14 protein-coding genes are annotated in these 14,246 nt (G+C 54.4%); 7 read left to right on the top strand and 7 right to left on the bottom strand.

Annotation, left to right across the window (positions count from 1 at the left end):
- Window positions 1–60 precede the first annotated feature (60 nt).
- The 4 genes from N0B36_RS01455 to ybbA form a co-directional block, all read right to left on the bottom strand.
- Window positions 61–891, bottom strand: a complete 831-nt coding sequence (locus N0B36_RS01455; protein WP_016152116.1) for a MetQ/NlpA family ABC transporter substrate-binding protein — start codon at window positions 889–891, stop codon at window positions 61–63.
- 245 nt (window positions 892–1,136) lie between these two features.
- Window positions 1,137–2,270, bottom strand: coding sequence for a porin (locus N0B36_RS01450; RefSeq protein WP_259685678.1), 1,134 nt, complete (start codon window positions 2,268–2,270; stop codon window positions 1,137–1,139).
- A 186-nt stretch (window positions 2,271–2,456) separates the two neighbouring features.
- Entirely contained in the window at window positions 2,457–4,871 is a 2,415-nt protein-coding gene (gene ybbP, locus N0B36_RS01445; protein ID WP_016152114.1) for a putative ABC transporter permease subunit YbbP, read from the bottom strand.
- A complete protein-coding gene (gene ybbA, locus N0B36_RS01440; RefSeq protein WP_016152113.1) occupies window positions 4,868–5,554 on the bottom strand; it encodes a putative ABC transporter ATP-binding protein YbbA in 687 nt (228 codons plus the stop codon). The genes ybbP and ybbA overlap by 4 nt, the downstream gene beginning before the upstream one ends.
- Here ybbA and tesA point away from each other — a divergent pair.
- Genes tesA through N0B36_RS01425 form a run of 3 tightly spaced genes read left to right on the top strand, consistent with a single transcriptional unit; the run spans window position 5,522 to window position 7,860 of the window.
- Window positions 5,522–6,148 (top strand): multifunctional acyl-CoA thioesterase I/protease I/lysophospholipase L1, encoded by a 627-nt coding sequence (gene tesA, locus N0B36_RS01435; RefSeq protein WP_101700628.1) that lies wholly within the window; start codon window positions 5,522–5,524, stop codon window positions 6,146–6,148. The genes ybbA and tesA overlap by 33 nt on opposite strands.
- Window positions 6,149–6,176: 28 nt before the next feature.
- The gene (locus tag N0B36_RS01430) at window positions 6,177–6,947 is read left to right on the top strand and encodes an SDR family oxidoreductase (RefSeq protein WP_259685663.1); all 771 of its coding nucleotides are present in this window, start codon (window positions 6,177–6,179) and stop codon (window positions 6,945–6,947) included.
- 58 nt (window positions 6,948–7,005) lie between these two features.
- Complete coding sequence (locus N0B36_RS01425; RefSeq protein ID WP_047501870.1) at window positions 7,006–7,860, top strand: co-chaperone YbbN; 855 nt, start codon at window positions 7,006–7,008, stop codon at window positions 7,858–7,860.
- 78 nt (window positions 7,861–7,938) lie between these two features.
- Here the strand turns inward: N0B36_RS01425 and fetB are convergent, their stop codons facing one another.
- Together fetB and fetA are read right to left on the bottom strand one after the other, a co-directional pair.
- Window positions 7,939–8,718, bottom strand: coding sequence for an iron efflux ABC transporter permease subunit FetB (fetB, locus tag N0B36_RS01420; RefSeq protein ID WP_016155894.1), 780 nt, complete (start codon window positions 8,716–8,718; stop codon window positions 7,939–7,941).
- Window positions 8,705–9,382 (bottom strand): iron efflux ABC transporter ATP-binding subunit FetA, encoded by a 678-nt coding sequence (fetA, locus tag N0B36_RS01415; protein WP_019076194.1) that lies wholly within the window; start codon window positions 9,380–9,382, stop codon window positions 8,705–8,707. The genes fetB and fetA overlap by 14 nt, the downstream gene beginning before the upstream one ends.
- Before the next feature lie 134 nt (window positions 9,383–9,516).
- Here fetA and N0B36_RS01410 point away from each other — a divergent pair, with 134 nt between their 5' ends.
- Genes N0B36_RS01410 through N0B36_RS01395 form a run of 4 tightly spaced genes read left to right on the top strand, consistent with a single transcriptional unit; the run spans window position 9,517 to window position 13,739 of the window.
- Window positions 9,517–10,434 (top strand): SPFH domain-containing protein, encoded by a 918-nt coding sequence (locus N0B36_RS01410; protein ID WP_016152106.1) that lies wholly within the window; start codon window positions 9,517–9,519, stop codon window positions 10,432–10,434.
- Window positions 10,431–10,889, top strand: a complete 459-nt coding sequence (locus N0B36_RS01405) for an NfeD family protein (protein ID WP_016152105.1) — start codon at window positions 10,431–10,433, stop codon at window positions 10,887–10,889. The genes N0B36_RS01410 and N0B36_RS01405 overlap by 4 nt, the downstream gene beginning before the upstream one ends.
- Window positions 10,890–10,908: 19 nt before the next feature.
- Window positions 10,909–13,053 (top strand): hypothetical protein, encoded by a 2,145-nt coding sequence (locus N0B36_RS01400; RefSeq protein ID WP_103765968.1) that lies wholly within the window; start codon window positions 10,909–10,911, stop codon window positions 13,051–13,053.
- Window positions 13,023–13,739, top strand: a complete 717-nt coding sequence (locus tag N0B36_RS01395; RefSeq protein WP_049282502.1) for a DUF3142 domain-containing protein — start codon at window positions 13,023–13,025, stop codon at window positions 13,737–13,739. The genes N0B36_RS01400 and N0B36_RS01395 overlap by 31 nt, the downstream gene beginning before the upstream one ends.
- On the opposite strand, the gene cueR is transcribed toward N0B36_RS01395, so the two are convergent.
- Entirely contained in the window at window positions 13,736–14,146 is a 411-nt protein-coding gene (cueR, locus tag N0B36_RS01390) for a Cu(I)-responsive transcriptional regulator (protein ID WP_029139441.1), read from the bottom strand. The genes N0B36_RS01395 and cueR overlap by 4 nt on opposite strands.
- Between the last annotated feature and the right edge of the window lie 100 nt (window positions 14,147–14,246).

Raw genomic sequence — 14,246 nt, 5'->3', positions numbered from 1 at the left:
CCACCTCAGAAATGCGAAAAGGGCAGTCGCCGCTGCCCCTGTTAACCTTGTGCGCAGCGATTATTGGGCTGCCGACATCCATTCCGGTTTCTGGAAGGCGCTGTAGATATTTTGCGGATCGTCGATCACCGCGCGATACGCCGGAGATTTCACCGCCGCCACAATATCTTTCGCGAACGGTTTATCCGCATCTTCACTGCGTACCGCTATGATATTTTTCAGATTTTCGTCAAGATGCTCTTGCTTGATGGCACTGGCGAGATCCAGTTTTGCCGCCACGGCAAAGTTACCGTTGACCAGCGCGCCGGTCACACCGTCCAGGGTACGCGGCAGCTGCGCCGCTTCCAGCGGTTTAAACACCAGCCCTTTCGGGTTGCTGGCGATATCGCGCTCAGAGGCTTTAGTCGGATCGATAGTGTCTTTGATGGTAATAAGGCCAATAGACTGCAGGAAACGCAGACCGCGAGCCAGATTGGTTGGATCATTGGAAAGCGTGATCACATCCCCTTTTTTTAACTCATCCAGGCTTTTGATTTTATGTGAGTAAAAACCCATCCCGGCCGTCGGGACCACAATCAGCTTGCTCAGCTTCAGTCCTTTATCAGCGGTGAATTTGTCAAAGTAGAGCGAGTGCTGGAACAAGTTGGCATCAATACTGCCGTTGGAAAGCGCCATGTTCGGCTGCACGTAGTCGCTGAATTCGCGCACCACTACCTTATAGCCTTTCTCTTTCAGCGTAGGGGCAATGGCCTGTTTCACCATATCGCCGTACGGACCAGGTGCGACGCCAAACACGATGGTATGCGGGTCACTGTTCGCATGAGCAAGTTGTAATCCACAGGCAAGTAACAGCGCTCCGGTCGCGACGCGTAAACTCTGACGCAATCCCATAATTTCTCCATTTTAACGTTGTGGTGTCATGTCTCACGCCGTTCTTGCGGCGTTGTTCTTGTTGGCCTGTTAACAGGCTGATTGTTAACATGACACAGATCACAACCTGCTGTCCTTGAAATTATTTCATGATGTTGCGGGATATGTCGTTGAATGTACGCTGAAGGTACTAATGTGTTTTTCAGCAAAGGATAGTAAAAAACCGGATAACCTTCTGGTTACCCGGTTTTGGCAGGGAAATTGACTTAGAAGTCGTAACGCAGACGAACCAGGTTCATATCACCCAGATCGTCGGTGCTGGAGGTGAAGACGTGTTCGTAATCCACACGGAAACCGTAGTCCAGCTGGAAGCTGATACCCACACCATTGTCGGTACGCAGGTAGTTACGACCATTCACGTATTCAATACGGTCGCCCATAACGTAGGGTTGAACGGATTTCAGCGCATACTGACCAACCGGGAAGGTATAACCCGCGAAATATTCCAGACCCCAGGCATCACCGGCAAAGTAATCGTTAACAGAGACTTTTTTGGTGGTCATGAAGTTTTGATACCAACCGCCGCCCATCGAGAAGGTCCAATTGTCCGGTTTCCAGCTCAGCGCGGTACCGACGATGTTTTGATCGTAGGTTTTGCTGGTGTCGCCACGCATTTCCGCGCGGGTGTAGTTCCACGCTGTACCCCAGGTCAGGTCATCGGTGATGTGATAATCCACACCCAGCGAGCCACCGCCTTTACGCTTGTAGCGCAGACCGTTGTTCGGGTTGTAATCATCGCTGAACAGATAAGATGCGTAGAGATCAACATCACCAACCGTTTTCTTATACTTCAGTGATTTACGCGTACGATAGGAACCGTCATAGTCGCCATTGATACCGTTACCTGGTGCCTGACCGATCATGTCGTAGTCCCAGATATCCGTTTTCACACCAACCACATCATAGTAAATGCTGTTCTGTTGACCGAAGGTCAGCGTACCCCAGGTCGCGCTCTTCAGACCGGTGTACAACATACGACGCGTGGTATCGTTGGCGCCGTTAGCATAGTGATTATCCCAGTTGAACATTGCCGGGAAGTTTACGCCCAGCTCGTAATAACTCACCCAGCTGATGTCATCAAACAGATAGTAATCAGCGGCGAAGCGGAAACGCGTCCCGCCGTCGAAACCATTACGTTTGTAGCCATTCTTACCATCATCACCGGCCATATTCTGGAACTGCGGACGAATACTCCCGCCAACGGTGAAGTTAAGACGGCTCAGCGGGTTGCCCGCCTGTGGATCTTGTTTCAGGACCGTGATTTCCGCCTGGGAGGCGAACGTCGTTAATGCCACTGCTGCGCCGATCGATACCGCCAGCGCCGTTTTTTTTATAGTCATTATTTGTACCTTGATAGATAGCCTGCCAATTATTCAGCATACAAATATTAACGTTTATTAATACACTCGTGTTGTCGGGTTTTTATTGTTCTGTGCTGTTAAATATCAATGAGTTATCAATTTGTGCTACATAGATAAAAAACGCACCGATTTAAAAAACCGGTGCGTAATCATCACGAATATGAATTAACTACTGAATTGACGGAACAGCGCTTTGCCTTTTAGCAGACGTGAACCGAGCCATCCGCCGCATAACGAGAGCAACAATGCCCCACAAAGCGGCAATACGACCCACAGTCGCCAGTCTGGCTCCCACGGAAAATCAAACACTCGGGTTTGCAGCACCGCCAGTGCGGTTTCCGCGCCGATGGCAGCCACCAGTCCGGCGACCATTCCGAGCATGGCGAACTCGCACCATAGCGTGGTACGCAGCAGCTTCTTACCCGCGCCCAGCGTGCGCCAGACCACCAGTTCCTGATGACGCTGACGCATTCCGACCTGGACCTGCGCCAATAGCAGCAACATACCGCAAGCGGTAACCAGCACCACCATCACCTCCAGTGCCCGGCTCACCTGCTCCAGCACCTGGCTCACCTGTTTGAGGATTGCGCCAATATCCAGCAGGCTGATAGTCGGGAATTCGCGGTTAAGCTGCGTCAGCATGCCGTTGCCGTTCTCCCAGCGAAAGCTGGTTAACCAGCTTTGCGGCTGAGCGTCCAGCGCGCCGGAGGGAAAGATAAAGAAGAAGTTGGGGCGCAGGCTTTCCCAGTCCACTTTGCGCAGACTGCTGACCGTGGCGCTGAAATCCTGGGTATCGCCCATAAAAGTTACCCGATCGCCAAGCTTGACGTTCAGCCGTTTCGCCAGCCCCTCTTCCATTGAGACTTCGCCCGCTTTTGGCGGCCAGCTTCCGGCAACGATCGGGTTATGATCCGGTCGGGTATCCTGCCAGGTCAGATTAAGTTCACGGTTCAGCGCCTCATCGTGATTGCCTTCGGTCGGCTTCTCATTGATCGCCGTCAGACGCGCCCGCACAATCGGATAGAACGATTCCGGGATCACCTGATGCTCAGCCAGGAAAGCCTTGAGTGGAACCACCTGTTCGGTGGCAATGTTGATGAGAAAATAGTTCGGGCTTTCCGGCGGCATTTGCTGCTGCCAGCGGTCGAGCAGGTCGCCACGCAGTACCAGCAGCAGCGCCAGCAACATAAAGGAAAGCGAAAATGCCGACAGCTGACTGAGCGTTGACCACGGCTGGCGCAACAGCCGACTGACCGCTAAACGCAGCGGCAGCGAGGTGAGCGTCAGGCCACGCAGCACGTTGAGCAGCATCCAGCCGAGCACCCCGCACAAAAGCGCCAGCACTACCGCTCCGGCCAGCACGGCCCACAGCAGCGGGCTTCCGCCCATCAGTCCGGCGAGCAGGGCAATCACGACTATCAATACCACCGGCAAATAAAACTTCAGCGGCCAGACGTTTGCCACCACGTCACGGCGCAGTACCCGCAGTGGCTGAGTCGCCAGCAGCAAACGGTAAGGGCGTAACCCCACCAGCAGAGAAATGACCGTCATGGTGCCTAATGCCCATAGCCACGGCCAGGGACTGGCAGGCGGCAGTTCGCCGGGCAGTACCGGCTTAAGTAATACCACCAGCACGCGTTCAAACAACAGCCCGAATAACCCTCCGGTCACGCCAGACAGCACTAGCACCATCAGCCATTGACCAACAATCAGCCTGCGCAACTGTGCTCTGCCCGCGCCAAGGGTTTTCAGAATAGCCACCAGATCGTAACGACTGCGGCAGTAATGGCTCATCGCCACGGCAACCGCAGCGACCGCCAGCAGCAGCGTTAGCAGCGCCGACAGCAGCAGGAACTGTTGCGAACGCTCCAGTGATTTCCCCAGCGCCCCTTCATCCTGCTCCAGCCCATACCAGCGCTGTTCAGGCTTTAACTGCGGGAGCAGCCATTTTTCATAGGCTTCCAGTTGCTGCGGTGTCCCGCCAAATTTATAGCGCCAGGTCACCCGGCTTCCCGGCTGGACCGCCGCCGTTTTTTCGACATCCGCCATGTTCATCATCAGGCGCGGCGCTATCTGGAACGGATTAAAACCGGCATCCGGCTCCTGCACCACTTCCCCGGCGATGCGCAGCGTGGCATCACCCACGTCGATGGAATCACCGATTTTTAAGTTCAGCAACGCCATCAGACGCGGAGCCAGCAGCACCGAGCCAGGCTGAGGTTTCAGTCCCGGCGGATTGGTTTGCAACGTGCCATACATCGGATACACATCATCCACCGCTTTGACGTTCGCCAACTGCGGCGTATCCCGGGCAAAGGTCATAGTGGCAAAGGTCAGTTGTTCGCCCACTTTCAGGCCACGCTGTCGCGCCTCGTCAATCCACGCTTTCGGCACGGTACGCGAACTTTGCAGCGACCGATCTCCCGCCATAAACTCACGGCTTTGCTGGCTCAGCCCTTTTTCCATACGATCGCTGATATTGCCCAGAGCCAGCACGCAGGCCACGGCCAGACTCAGCGCCAGCCAGACAATCAGTAATGAAGGCGAGCGCCATTCGCGCCAGAACCAGCGTGCAATCATGCCTCCTCCTGCAACTGTCCGTTCACCAGGCGTAAACGCCGATCGCAACGCGCCGCCAGTTGAGAATCATGGGTCACCAGAATCAGGGTGGTGCCATGTTCCCGGTTCAGAGAAAACAGCAGGTCGGCGATTTTGTCTCCGGTCTGGCGGTCCAGATTGCCCGTGGGTTCATCGGCAAACAGCACGTCAGGGCGACCGTTAAACGCCCGCGCCAGCGCCACGCGCTGCTGCTCCCCGCCGGAAAGCTGGGCCGGAAGATGATCAAGACGTTTTCCCAGCCCCAGTTGCTCCAGCAACGTTTTTGCCCCGTCGCGACTTTTTCCGCTGTTTTCACCGCGCAACAACGCGGGCAACTCGACGTTTTCCAGCGCGTTAAGGGTCGGAATTAACATGAATGACTGGAAGACAAAACCCACGTGTCGCGCCCGCAGCTGTGCCCGGGCTTCTTCATCCATGGTGTGCAGCGCCTGCCCCACCAGGCTGACTTCACCGCTGGTACCATCGTCCAGCCCGGCGAGGATCGCCAGCAGTGTGGATTTTCCTGAACCCGACTCGCCAATCAGCGCAATGGTCTCGGCGCGTTTGACAACCAGTTCAACTCCGGTAAGGATGGATAGCTCATGATCACCCTGACCGACGGATTTCTTAAGATGATGAACTTCAACAATGTTTTCCGCTGGCATTGGCCTTTCCTGTTCCTGGTCCTGTTAACTTTCCGCGCCGCCGCAGCGGACACGTTATTAATTCTGGGTGACAGCCTGAGCGCCGGATACCGTATGTCCGCCAGCGCCGCGTGGCCTGCGCTACTTAATGATAAATGGCAAACCAAAACGCCGGTGGTGAATGCCAGTATTAGCGGCGACACCTCGCAGCAGGGGCTGGCCCGTCTGCCTGCATTACTGAAGCAGCACCAGCCGCGCTGGGTGCTGGTCGAACTTGGCGGCAACGACGGTCTGCGCGGTTTTTCGCCTGCGCAAACCGAACAAACCCTGCGCACGATTCTGCAGGATGTGAAAGCAGCAAATGCCGAACCGCTGCTGATGCAAATTCGTCTGCCGGCAAACTACGGTCGCCGTTATAATGAAAGCTTTAGCGCGATTTATCCAAAACTCGCCAAAGAGTTTGATATACCTCTGCTGCCCTTTTTTATGGAAGAGGTTTATCTGAAACCCCAGTGGATGCAGGATGATGGTATTCATCCTAACCGTGACGCCCAGCCGTTTATTGCCGACTGGATGGCGCAACATCTCACTCCTCTAGTAAATCACGACTCGTAAAACAACGGAGATCCTGACAGGTAAAGTTATGCAAAAATCGGTCTTAATAACAGGATGTTCCAGCGGAATCGGTCTGGAAAGCGCGCTTGAGCTAAAGCGCCAGGGTTTTCAAATTCTGGCGGGCTGTCGCAAACCTGACGATGTGGCGCGTATGAACAGCATGGGATTCACCGGCATATTGCTGGATCTGGATTCACCCGAGAGCGTAGATCGCGCGGCTGATGAGGTGATCGCTCTGACCGAAAATCGTTTGTATGGGATCTTTAACAACGCCGGATACGGCGTCTATGGCCCACTGCCCACCATCAGCCGCGAGCAGATGGAACAGCAGTTTTCCGCCAACTTCTTTGGCGCACATCAGCTTACCATGCGCCTGTTACCCGCTATGCTACCCCACGGCGAAGGACGAATTGTGATGACCTCGTCGGTAATGGGATTGATCTCAACGCCGGGGCGCGGGGCCTATGCCGCCAGCAAATATGCGCTGGAAGCCTGGTCCGACGCGCTGCGTATGGAACTGCGCCACAGCGGGATTAAGGTCAGCCTGATTGAGCCAGGCCCTATTCGCACCCGCTTTACCGAAAACGTCAACCAGACCCAGAGCGATGCTCCCGTGGAAAACCCCGGAATTGCCGCGCGTTTTACGCTGGGGCCACAAGCGGCTGTCGCCAAAGTGCGTCATGCGTTTGAGAGCGACAAACCAAAGCTGCGTTATCCGGTTACGCTGGTGACCTGGGCAGTTATGCTACTGAAGCGCCTGTTGCCAGGCCGCATAATGGACAAAATTTTACAGGGTTGAGTTGAAGCACGCGCGTCAGCCCCCATGTAACATGAAATCGACAAAAGAGAGTAACTCCATGTCCACACAGAATATTGTTAATATTAACGAATCGAACCTCCAGCAGACCCTTGAACAGTCGATGACCACGCCGGTCCTGTTCTATTTTTGGTCTGAGCGCAGCCAGCATTGTCTGCAATTAACGCCGGTACTGGAGAACCTTGTTGCTCAGTACAACGGTCAGTTTATTCTCGCCAAGTTAGACTGCGACGCCGAGCAGATGATCGCCTCCCAGTTTGGTCTGCGCGCGATCCCCACGGTTTATCTGTTCCAGAACGGTCAGCCGGTAGATGGATTCCAGGGCCCGCAGCCGGAAGAAGTTATTCGCGCGCTGCTGGAGAAAGTGTTACCGAGCGAAGAAGAGTTGAAAGCGCGCCAGGCGATCGAGTTCATCGAAGCCGGCAATCACGCTGATGCGCTGCCGCTGCTGAAAGAAGCATGGCAGATCTCCAATCAGAGCAGCGAAATTGGCCTGCTGCTGGCGGAAACGCAAATCGCCCTGAACCGTTCTGACGAAGCCGAAGCGGTACTGAAAACTATCCCGTTGCAAGATCAGGACACCCGTTATCAGGGCCTGGTGGCACAGATCGAACTGCTGAAGCAGGCGGCTGATACGCCTGAAATCCAACAGTTGCAGCAGCAGGTCGCCAGCAATCCACAGGATGCGGCGCTGGCAACTCAACTGGCCATTCAGTTACACCAGGTCGGACGTAACGAGGAATCACTGGAATTGCTGTTCAGTCACCTGAAGAAAGATCTCACTGCAGCCGACGGTCAGGCGCGTAAAACCTTCCAGGAGATCCTTGCCGCACTGGGCACCGGCGATGCGCTGGCCTCGAAATACCGCCGCCAGCTGTACGCGCTGTTGTACTAATCCGCTGCATTTGCCTGATGGCGCTTGCGCTAATCGGGCCTACAATCTCCCCGTAGGCCCGCGCCATCCGGTACTCCATTAGTTTTTTTTCAAATGCGTCACCACCAGTTGGTGACGTGAATTATAGAACTTCCGATAGGTCAGGTAGCAGGCGATAATGGTTGACAGACTGGCGGTCGAAAGCAGCATAAACGTCACCATAATCTGATACTTAATCGCTTTTACCGGATCAATACCTGCAAAGATCAACCCGGACATCATCCCCGGTAAACTCACCAGTCCCACGGTCTTCGCTGAATCGATCGTCGGGATCAGCGAAGCGCGAATACTGTCGCGAATCAGCGGCGCGGAGGCCACTTTCGGCGTCGCACCGAGGCTGAGTTTTTCCTGAATTTGCTGCTGTTCGCTGTTAAATCGCTGTCCCAGATTGTTGTAACACAGCCCTACCGCAACCATCGCATTGCCTGCAATCATGCCGGAAATTGGGATCACCTGCATTGGGGTAAACTCGATAGAGCCTGACAGAACCAGCACCGCCAGCGTTAACCCCGCCCCCGCCGTGATGGCGATAAATGACGAGAGAAAAGCTTTATCAATATATTTACTGCGCTTTTGCGCGTTATAGGCCGCGTTGAAACAGATAAACAGCACCATCAATAAGGTCAGAATGCTGTGGTTAACGCCGAAAATATATTTCAGCACATAGCCAACGATAATAAGCTGAACCACCGCCCGGCAAACGCTCCAGAGAATATCTTTTTCCAGCGCCAGTTTTTCTTTGTTGCTGATCAGTATCGCGACCACCACCAGCATCATCGCTAACGCCAGTGATTCATTGGTAATATTATGCTCGTTCATTGCTTACTTCCTGCATTTCCCCGGCGTGCGGTTGAAGGGTTATGACATTATCCGCATGATTAATTTCATCTTTGTCGTGCGTCACCCACAGCACAGCAATATTCTTATCGCGAACATAGTGGTGAATTAATTCGTTCACATTCCGTTTATTGGCTTCATCCAGCGCGCTGGTAATTTCATCAAGCAGCAGGATTTTTGGCAGAAACTGTAAATTACGAATTAATGAGACGCGTTGCTTTTCGCCGCCGGACAGCTCATTGATGTTTTTTTTAAGGATCGTTTCGGGTAGCTCAAAACGGGCCAGATCGGCAAGAAACACATCCGGATCCGGACGTTTATCGCGGATTTGCCAGGGGAAAATGAGGTTGTCGTAAACGGTGTCACCAAACAACGCGGGCGTTTGCGCACAATAAGAAACCTGCTGGCGATATGTTTCAGGCTTAAGAGTGTTTATCTCCTTGCCCTCAAAGAGAATTTCACCGGCAGTCGGGCTGATTAATGACGCCACAATCTTGAGTAACGTACTTTTACCGCAACCAGACTGGCCGGTAATCAGCTTAAATTCTCCGGCCCGGAGATTAAAACAGATGTTATTGAGAACCTGCGTCGCCCCTGCCTGCCATGCGACATTTTTTAACTGAAGCAGAATGCTGCTTTCTTCCATTACCAATCCCTTTTTTACCTCTTTCGTGCAGACAGTCTATCCCTGTAATTTATTATAGGGGAGCCCACCCTGATAAATCGGGTATAATTTGACTAATGAGGCAGTAAAGGACAACACAACAGGAGGTTTCATCAATGCTCATTTTTATTCCTATTCTCATTTTTGTCGCGCTGGTCATCGTCGGTGCTGGCGTCAAAATCGTCCCGCAGGGATATCAGTGGACGGTCGAGCGTTTTGGCCGTTACACCAAAACCCTGCAACCGGGTTTAAACCTTGTTGTACCGTTCATGGACCGCATCGGTCGTAAGATCAACATGATGGAACAGGTGCTTGATATCCCCTCTCAGGAAGTCATCTCCAAAGACAACGCCAACGTCGCGATCGATGCCGTCTGCTTTATTCAGGTGATCGACGCGCCAAAAGCGGCTTATGAGGTCAGCAACCTGGAACTGGCGATCATCAACCTGACCATGACCAATATTCGTACCGTTCTCGGCTCGATGGAACTCGATGAAATGCTCTCCCAGCGCGACAACATTAACACGCGCCTGCTGCATATCGTTGATGAGGCCACGAATCCCTGGGGCATCAAAATCACCCGTATTGAAATCCGCGATGTGCGTCCGCCAGCGGAACTTATCGACGCCATGAACGCGCAGATGAAAGCCGAACGTACCAAGCGCGCCTATATTCTTGAAGCGGAAGGGATCCGTCAGGCAGAAATCGTCAAGGCCGAAGGTGAGAAACAGTCGAAAATCCTCAAAGCGGAAGGTGAACGCCAGTCGGCATTTTTACAGGCTGAAGCGCGTGAACGTTCCGCAGAGGCCGAGGCCCGCGCGACGCAGATGGTTTCGGAGGCCATTGCAGCCGGGGATATTCAGGCCGTGAACTACTTCGTGGCGCAGAAATACACCGAAGCGCTGCAGCACATCGGTTCGTCGAATAACAGCAAAGTGGTGATGATGCCGCTGGATGCCAGCAGCCTGATGGGGTCCATTGCCGGGATCGCCGAACTGGTGAAAGACAGCGCCAGCGAACGGAAAAAATCATGATAGCGATGATTCTGGTGCACCCGCACATCTTCTGGCTCAGCCTCGGCGGTCTGCTACTCGCCGCCGAGATGCTGGGCGGTAACGGCTATCTGCTGTGGAGCGGCGTGGCGGCGGTGATTACCGGCCTGGTGGTGTGGCTCATCCCGCTTGACTGGGCGTGGCAGGGGGCGATGTTCGCCGTACTCACCCTACTGGCAGCCTGGCTGTGGTGGAAGTGGCTGGCAAGGCGCGTACAAGATCAGAAACCCGCCGACAGCCATCTTAACCAGCGCGGGCAGCAGTTGGTTGGCCGTCGATTTATTCTGGAAACTGCCCTGGTCAATGGCCGCGGACATATGCGCGTCGGCGACAGCTCATGGCCCGTCAGCGCCCGCGACGATTTGAGCGCCGGAACGCAGGTTGAAGTCATTGCCGTTGAGGGAATTACCCTGATTATTACAGCGGTATCACACTGAAAAGACAGGAAATAAGACTATGGTCAGGAAGACATCCCTTACCTTTGCCCTTTGCTCATTATTGGTCGCCGCCCCGCAGGTATTCGCCTCTTTCGATATGGAAGACTGCAAATGGAGCGACGACAGCTGCCTGCTGAAAGGCACGCCCACCTTCAATCCGGAAAACGACAGCCGCGATAACCTGCTGCGGCTGCTGAGCCAGGAGAAATCATTTGCTCTGCCGGTGCAGTCGATGCCGGCGGACATCACCCGCTCCCGCGATTTCTATTTTGCGTATCATCCGCAGTGGGATGACATTGCCCCGCAGCCAGCCGCAGCGCAGGTATCTGCCGAAGACAGCCCCCTGTCCCGACAGATAGCCGAACTGAACATTAGCGCAGACGAAATAAACGTCAACGACGCTGAGCTTGAGAACCGTCATGTTTCGAACAATACCGCGAGCGTCAGCGCGTTTTTTGCCGCACTGCTGGCCGACTCAACGTTAACGGTAAATCAGCGTCAGGCCCTTGCCCAGGCGCGTACAGGACTGTTATCCGGGGCAACCCGCGAGCAAATTGAGTCATCGCTTGCCACTCTCCCGGCAGATTCTCCAGCTCAGTCCTACAAAAGCTATCTGGCAGCGGCCGCCAGTTTTTATGCAGGTAATTATGCCAGCGCCGAACAGGATTTCGCTCAGCTAGCCAAAAGCGATCGTCCGTGGCTGGCTGAGACCGCGCAATACATGCTGATACGTGCGGCGTTGAACAAAAGCAGCCAGAACAGCGTGGGCGAGTACGGCGATTTTGATATCACAAAAATTAACCGCGAGGACGCTTCTCAGGCTCAGACGCTGGCGCAAGCCTATCTGCAACACTACCCGCAAGGCCTGTACGCCGCTTCCTCGCACGGTATGCTGCGTCGTATCAACTGGTATTTACAGGCGTGGCCGCAATTGGCGGGGTTGTATGAGCAGACGCTCCAGCAGTCGGCTGACGCACAGCAACTGCGTGAGATCGTCATCGAATACGATAATGTCTACGGCATGGCGTTCTACGAACAGTCCGTGGTGGAGGCTTTCCCCGATGCGCCGCTTGTCAGCTATATCGAACTGCTGCGCGCGTTGCGCCTGAATAACAACAACAAACCAACGCTGACGCAGGCCCAGCTTGACGCCAGCAAACCGGTGTTTGAGCAGAGCCAAAAACTGCCGCTATGGCGCGATCTGCAGCTGAATCTGTGGCTGGCAACGGGCAACTACGCGGCGATTATTTCGGCAGTTACTCCGGCGCAGAAACTTCCGGCCCACGATACGCTGGCCTTCAGCGAACAGGTGCTGTACGGCGAAGCGCTAATGGGCCAGCAGAAATGGACCACCGCACGTGATTTCTGGCAGACATTGCTGAAGCTCAGCCAGGACAACGAACAGCAGCAGTATGTGCAGGCTAAGCTAGCCGCGACGCTGGTTTATAGCGGCGACGTGGCGGCAATTTTCGCCCCAGAAAGCGCAGTAACCAACCTGCGCTTTCGCTCGCAGGTGCTGAAAACCCAGGCCACGCCTGAACTACTGCGCCAGCAAGCCGTCCATGGTCCTAATAACGAAGAGCGTACCATCGCCCTGCATACGCTGCTGGTGCGGGATCTCACTGAGCATCGCTTTGACGACTGGCTGAATGACAGAAAACTGGCCAGCGCCATTACGCCGCCGGTCATTGGCGAAGCGTTTGATGACGTTAATCTGAGTATTTTCGACTGGAAAGGCGACTCTGCCGAGAGCGGTTATACCTGTCGCAGCCTCAATGAAACGGTAACGGTTCTGAGCAAACAAGCGCATGATGCCCACGCCCTGAACTGCTTAGGCGAATTTTTCCGCACTACGCAAACCCACGTTGATTTATGGAAAAACAGTTCCGGCAACGATGTGCTTGAATCAGCAATCTCGCGCAAGAAACCGTTCGGCCAGTTCGACAGGCAAAGCTACTACCAGCAGGTGATCACATCGCCAAAAGCAGAGGTTGAAGATAAGAGCTTTGCGCTGTATCGCGCCATCATGTGCTATGCGCCGTCAGGCTCTAACGAGTGCGGCGGTGAGGAAGTGGATAAACTACAGCGTAAAGGCTGGTTCACCCAACTGAAAACGCAGTATCCGGGAAGTCCGTGGGCGCAAAAACTCAAATACTACTGGTAACTGCGCTACTGCTCGGCCAGGCACAGGCGGCGGAAATCGTCGCCGCCCGTGAACATCCGGCCTTCTGGCTATGGTCCGGAGTGAAGGCCAGTGACGAGCTGAAAAACGCACAAACGGTCTATCTGCATCAGGGCGAGGTACTGGTACGTTCAGGTAACGTGGTGTTCCAGCGTCTCGGACTGCCTGTTAATCGCCTGACTTTCCCCTCTATCTGGTTGACCGTGCGCTTTACCACTCTCGACGTACCGGAAGAGATTCCGGCGCGCATCATACGCTTGATGCAACGCTGGCAGGCGGCCGGGAATCACGTCATCGGCCTGCAGGTTGATTTTGACGCGGCGACCCATCAGCTTGCCGATTACGCCCACTTTCTGCAGCAGTTACGCCAACGGCTACCGACCGAGTTTGCACTTGGCGTAACCGGACTACTGGATTGGGCAAAAACGGGCGACGTCGCCACGCTGAACGCGCTGGCGGTCGATGAACTGGTGGTCCAGAGCTATCAGGGACGTCACACGGTACCGAATTATCAGGCGTATCTGCCCGCCCTCAGTCGTCTGCGCATTCCATTTAAGCTGGGGCTGGTACAAAACGGTAGCCGGGACACGCAGGCTGAAGCGCAGCTTGAGAAATCACCGTGGTACCGTGGCACGGTGGTGTTTATGCTTAATCCGCCACTCCGTTAAGCCTTCGCTTTATGGTGGCAGCAGCCGGAGAGATTATCAATAATCGGGCATTCGGCGCTGTCATCGCCAGGGCAACTCTCCGCCAGCGCCAACAAATGCAAGCGCATAGCCTGCAGCTCGCTGATATGGCGCTCAATATCCGCCACCTTTTCTAACGTACGCTTTTTCACATCTGCGCTGTGACGCGCCGGATCGTTAAACAGGTTCACCAACTCGCCGCACTCTTCCAGGTTAAAACCAACCTGTCGTGCCTGTCGTAACAGCGTAAGCTCATTCAGATGCTGTTGGTTGTATGTGCGATAGCCATTTTCGCTACGCAGCGGCGGCGTCACTAACCCCTTTTCTTCGTAAAAGCGTATCGCTTTGCTGGTTAAACCGGTTTTTTTCGCAACATCGCTAATATTCACGTTTCCCCCGCTGATCTTGTTGGTACTGAGCCACATTATAGCCCACATTGCCGTAATCCTTTACCCAAGAACCCCGCGCATCTTCCACCATCACAGCGAT

Source organism: Citrobacter sp. XY323 (genome assembly GCF_025106035.1).
GTDB classification, from domain to species: Bacteria; Pseudomonadota; Gammaproteobacteria; order Enterobacterales; family Enterobacteriaceae; genus Citrobacter; species Citrobacter braakii.
Note: the sequence above shows the minus strand (reverse complement) of the source record. Positions and strands in the feature narration are given on the sequence as shown.

Coding starts and splice junctions, on each gene's coding strand:
- N0B36_RS01425 (WP_047501870.1), top strand. CDS start 7,006: ATGTCCACACAGAATATTGTTAATATTAACGAATCGAACCTCCAGCAG.
- ybbP (WP_016152114.1), bottom strand. CDS start 4,871: ATGATTGCACGCTGGTTCTGGCGCGAATGGCGCTCGCCTTCATTACTG.
- N0B36_RS01455 (WP_016152116.1), bottom strand. CDS start 891: ATGGGATTGCGTCAGAGTTTACGCGTCGCGACCGGAGCGCTGTTACTT.
- ybbA (WP_016152113.1), bottom strand. CDS start 5,554: ATGCCAGCGGAAAACATTGTTGAAGTTCATCATCTTAAGAAATCCGTC.
- fetB (WP_016155894.1), bottom strand. CDS start 8,718: ATGAACGAGCATAATATTACCAATGAATCACTGGCGTTAGCGATGATG.
- N0B36_RS01410 (WP_016152106.1), top strand. CDS start 9,517: ATGCTCATTTTTATTCCTATTCTCATTTTTGTCGCGCTGGTCATCGTC.
- tesA (WP_101700628.1), top strand. CDS start 5,522: ATGATGAACTTCAACAATGTTTTCCGCTGGCATTGGCCTTTCCTGTTC.
- N0B36_RS01430 (WP_259685663.1), top strand. CDS start 6,177: ATGCAAAAATCGGTCTTAATAACAGGATGTTCCAGCGGAATCGGTCTG.
- N0B36_RS01450 (WP_259685678.1), bottom strand. CDS start 2,270: ATGACTATAAAAAAAACGGCGCTGGCGGTATCGATCGGCGCAGCAGTG.
- N0B36_RS01400 (WP_103765968.1), top strand. CDS start 10,909: ATGGTCAGGAAGACATCCCTTACCTTTGCCCTTTGCTCATTATTGGTC.
- fetA (WP_019076194.1), bottom strand. CDS start 9,382: ATGGAAGAAAGCAGCATTCTGCTTCAGTTAAAAAATGTCGCATGGCAG.
- N0B36_RS01405 (WP_016152105.1), top strand. CDS start 10,431: ATGATAGCGATGATTCTGGTGCACCCGCACATCTTCTGGCTCAGCCTC.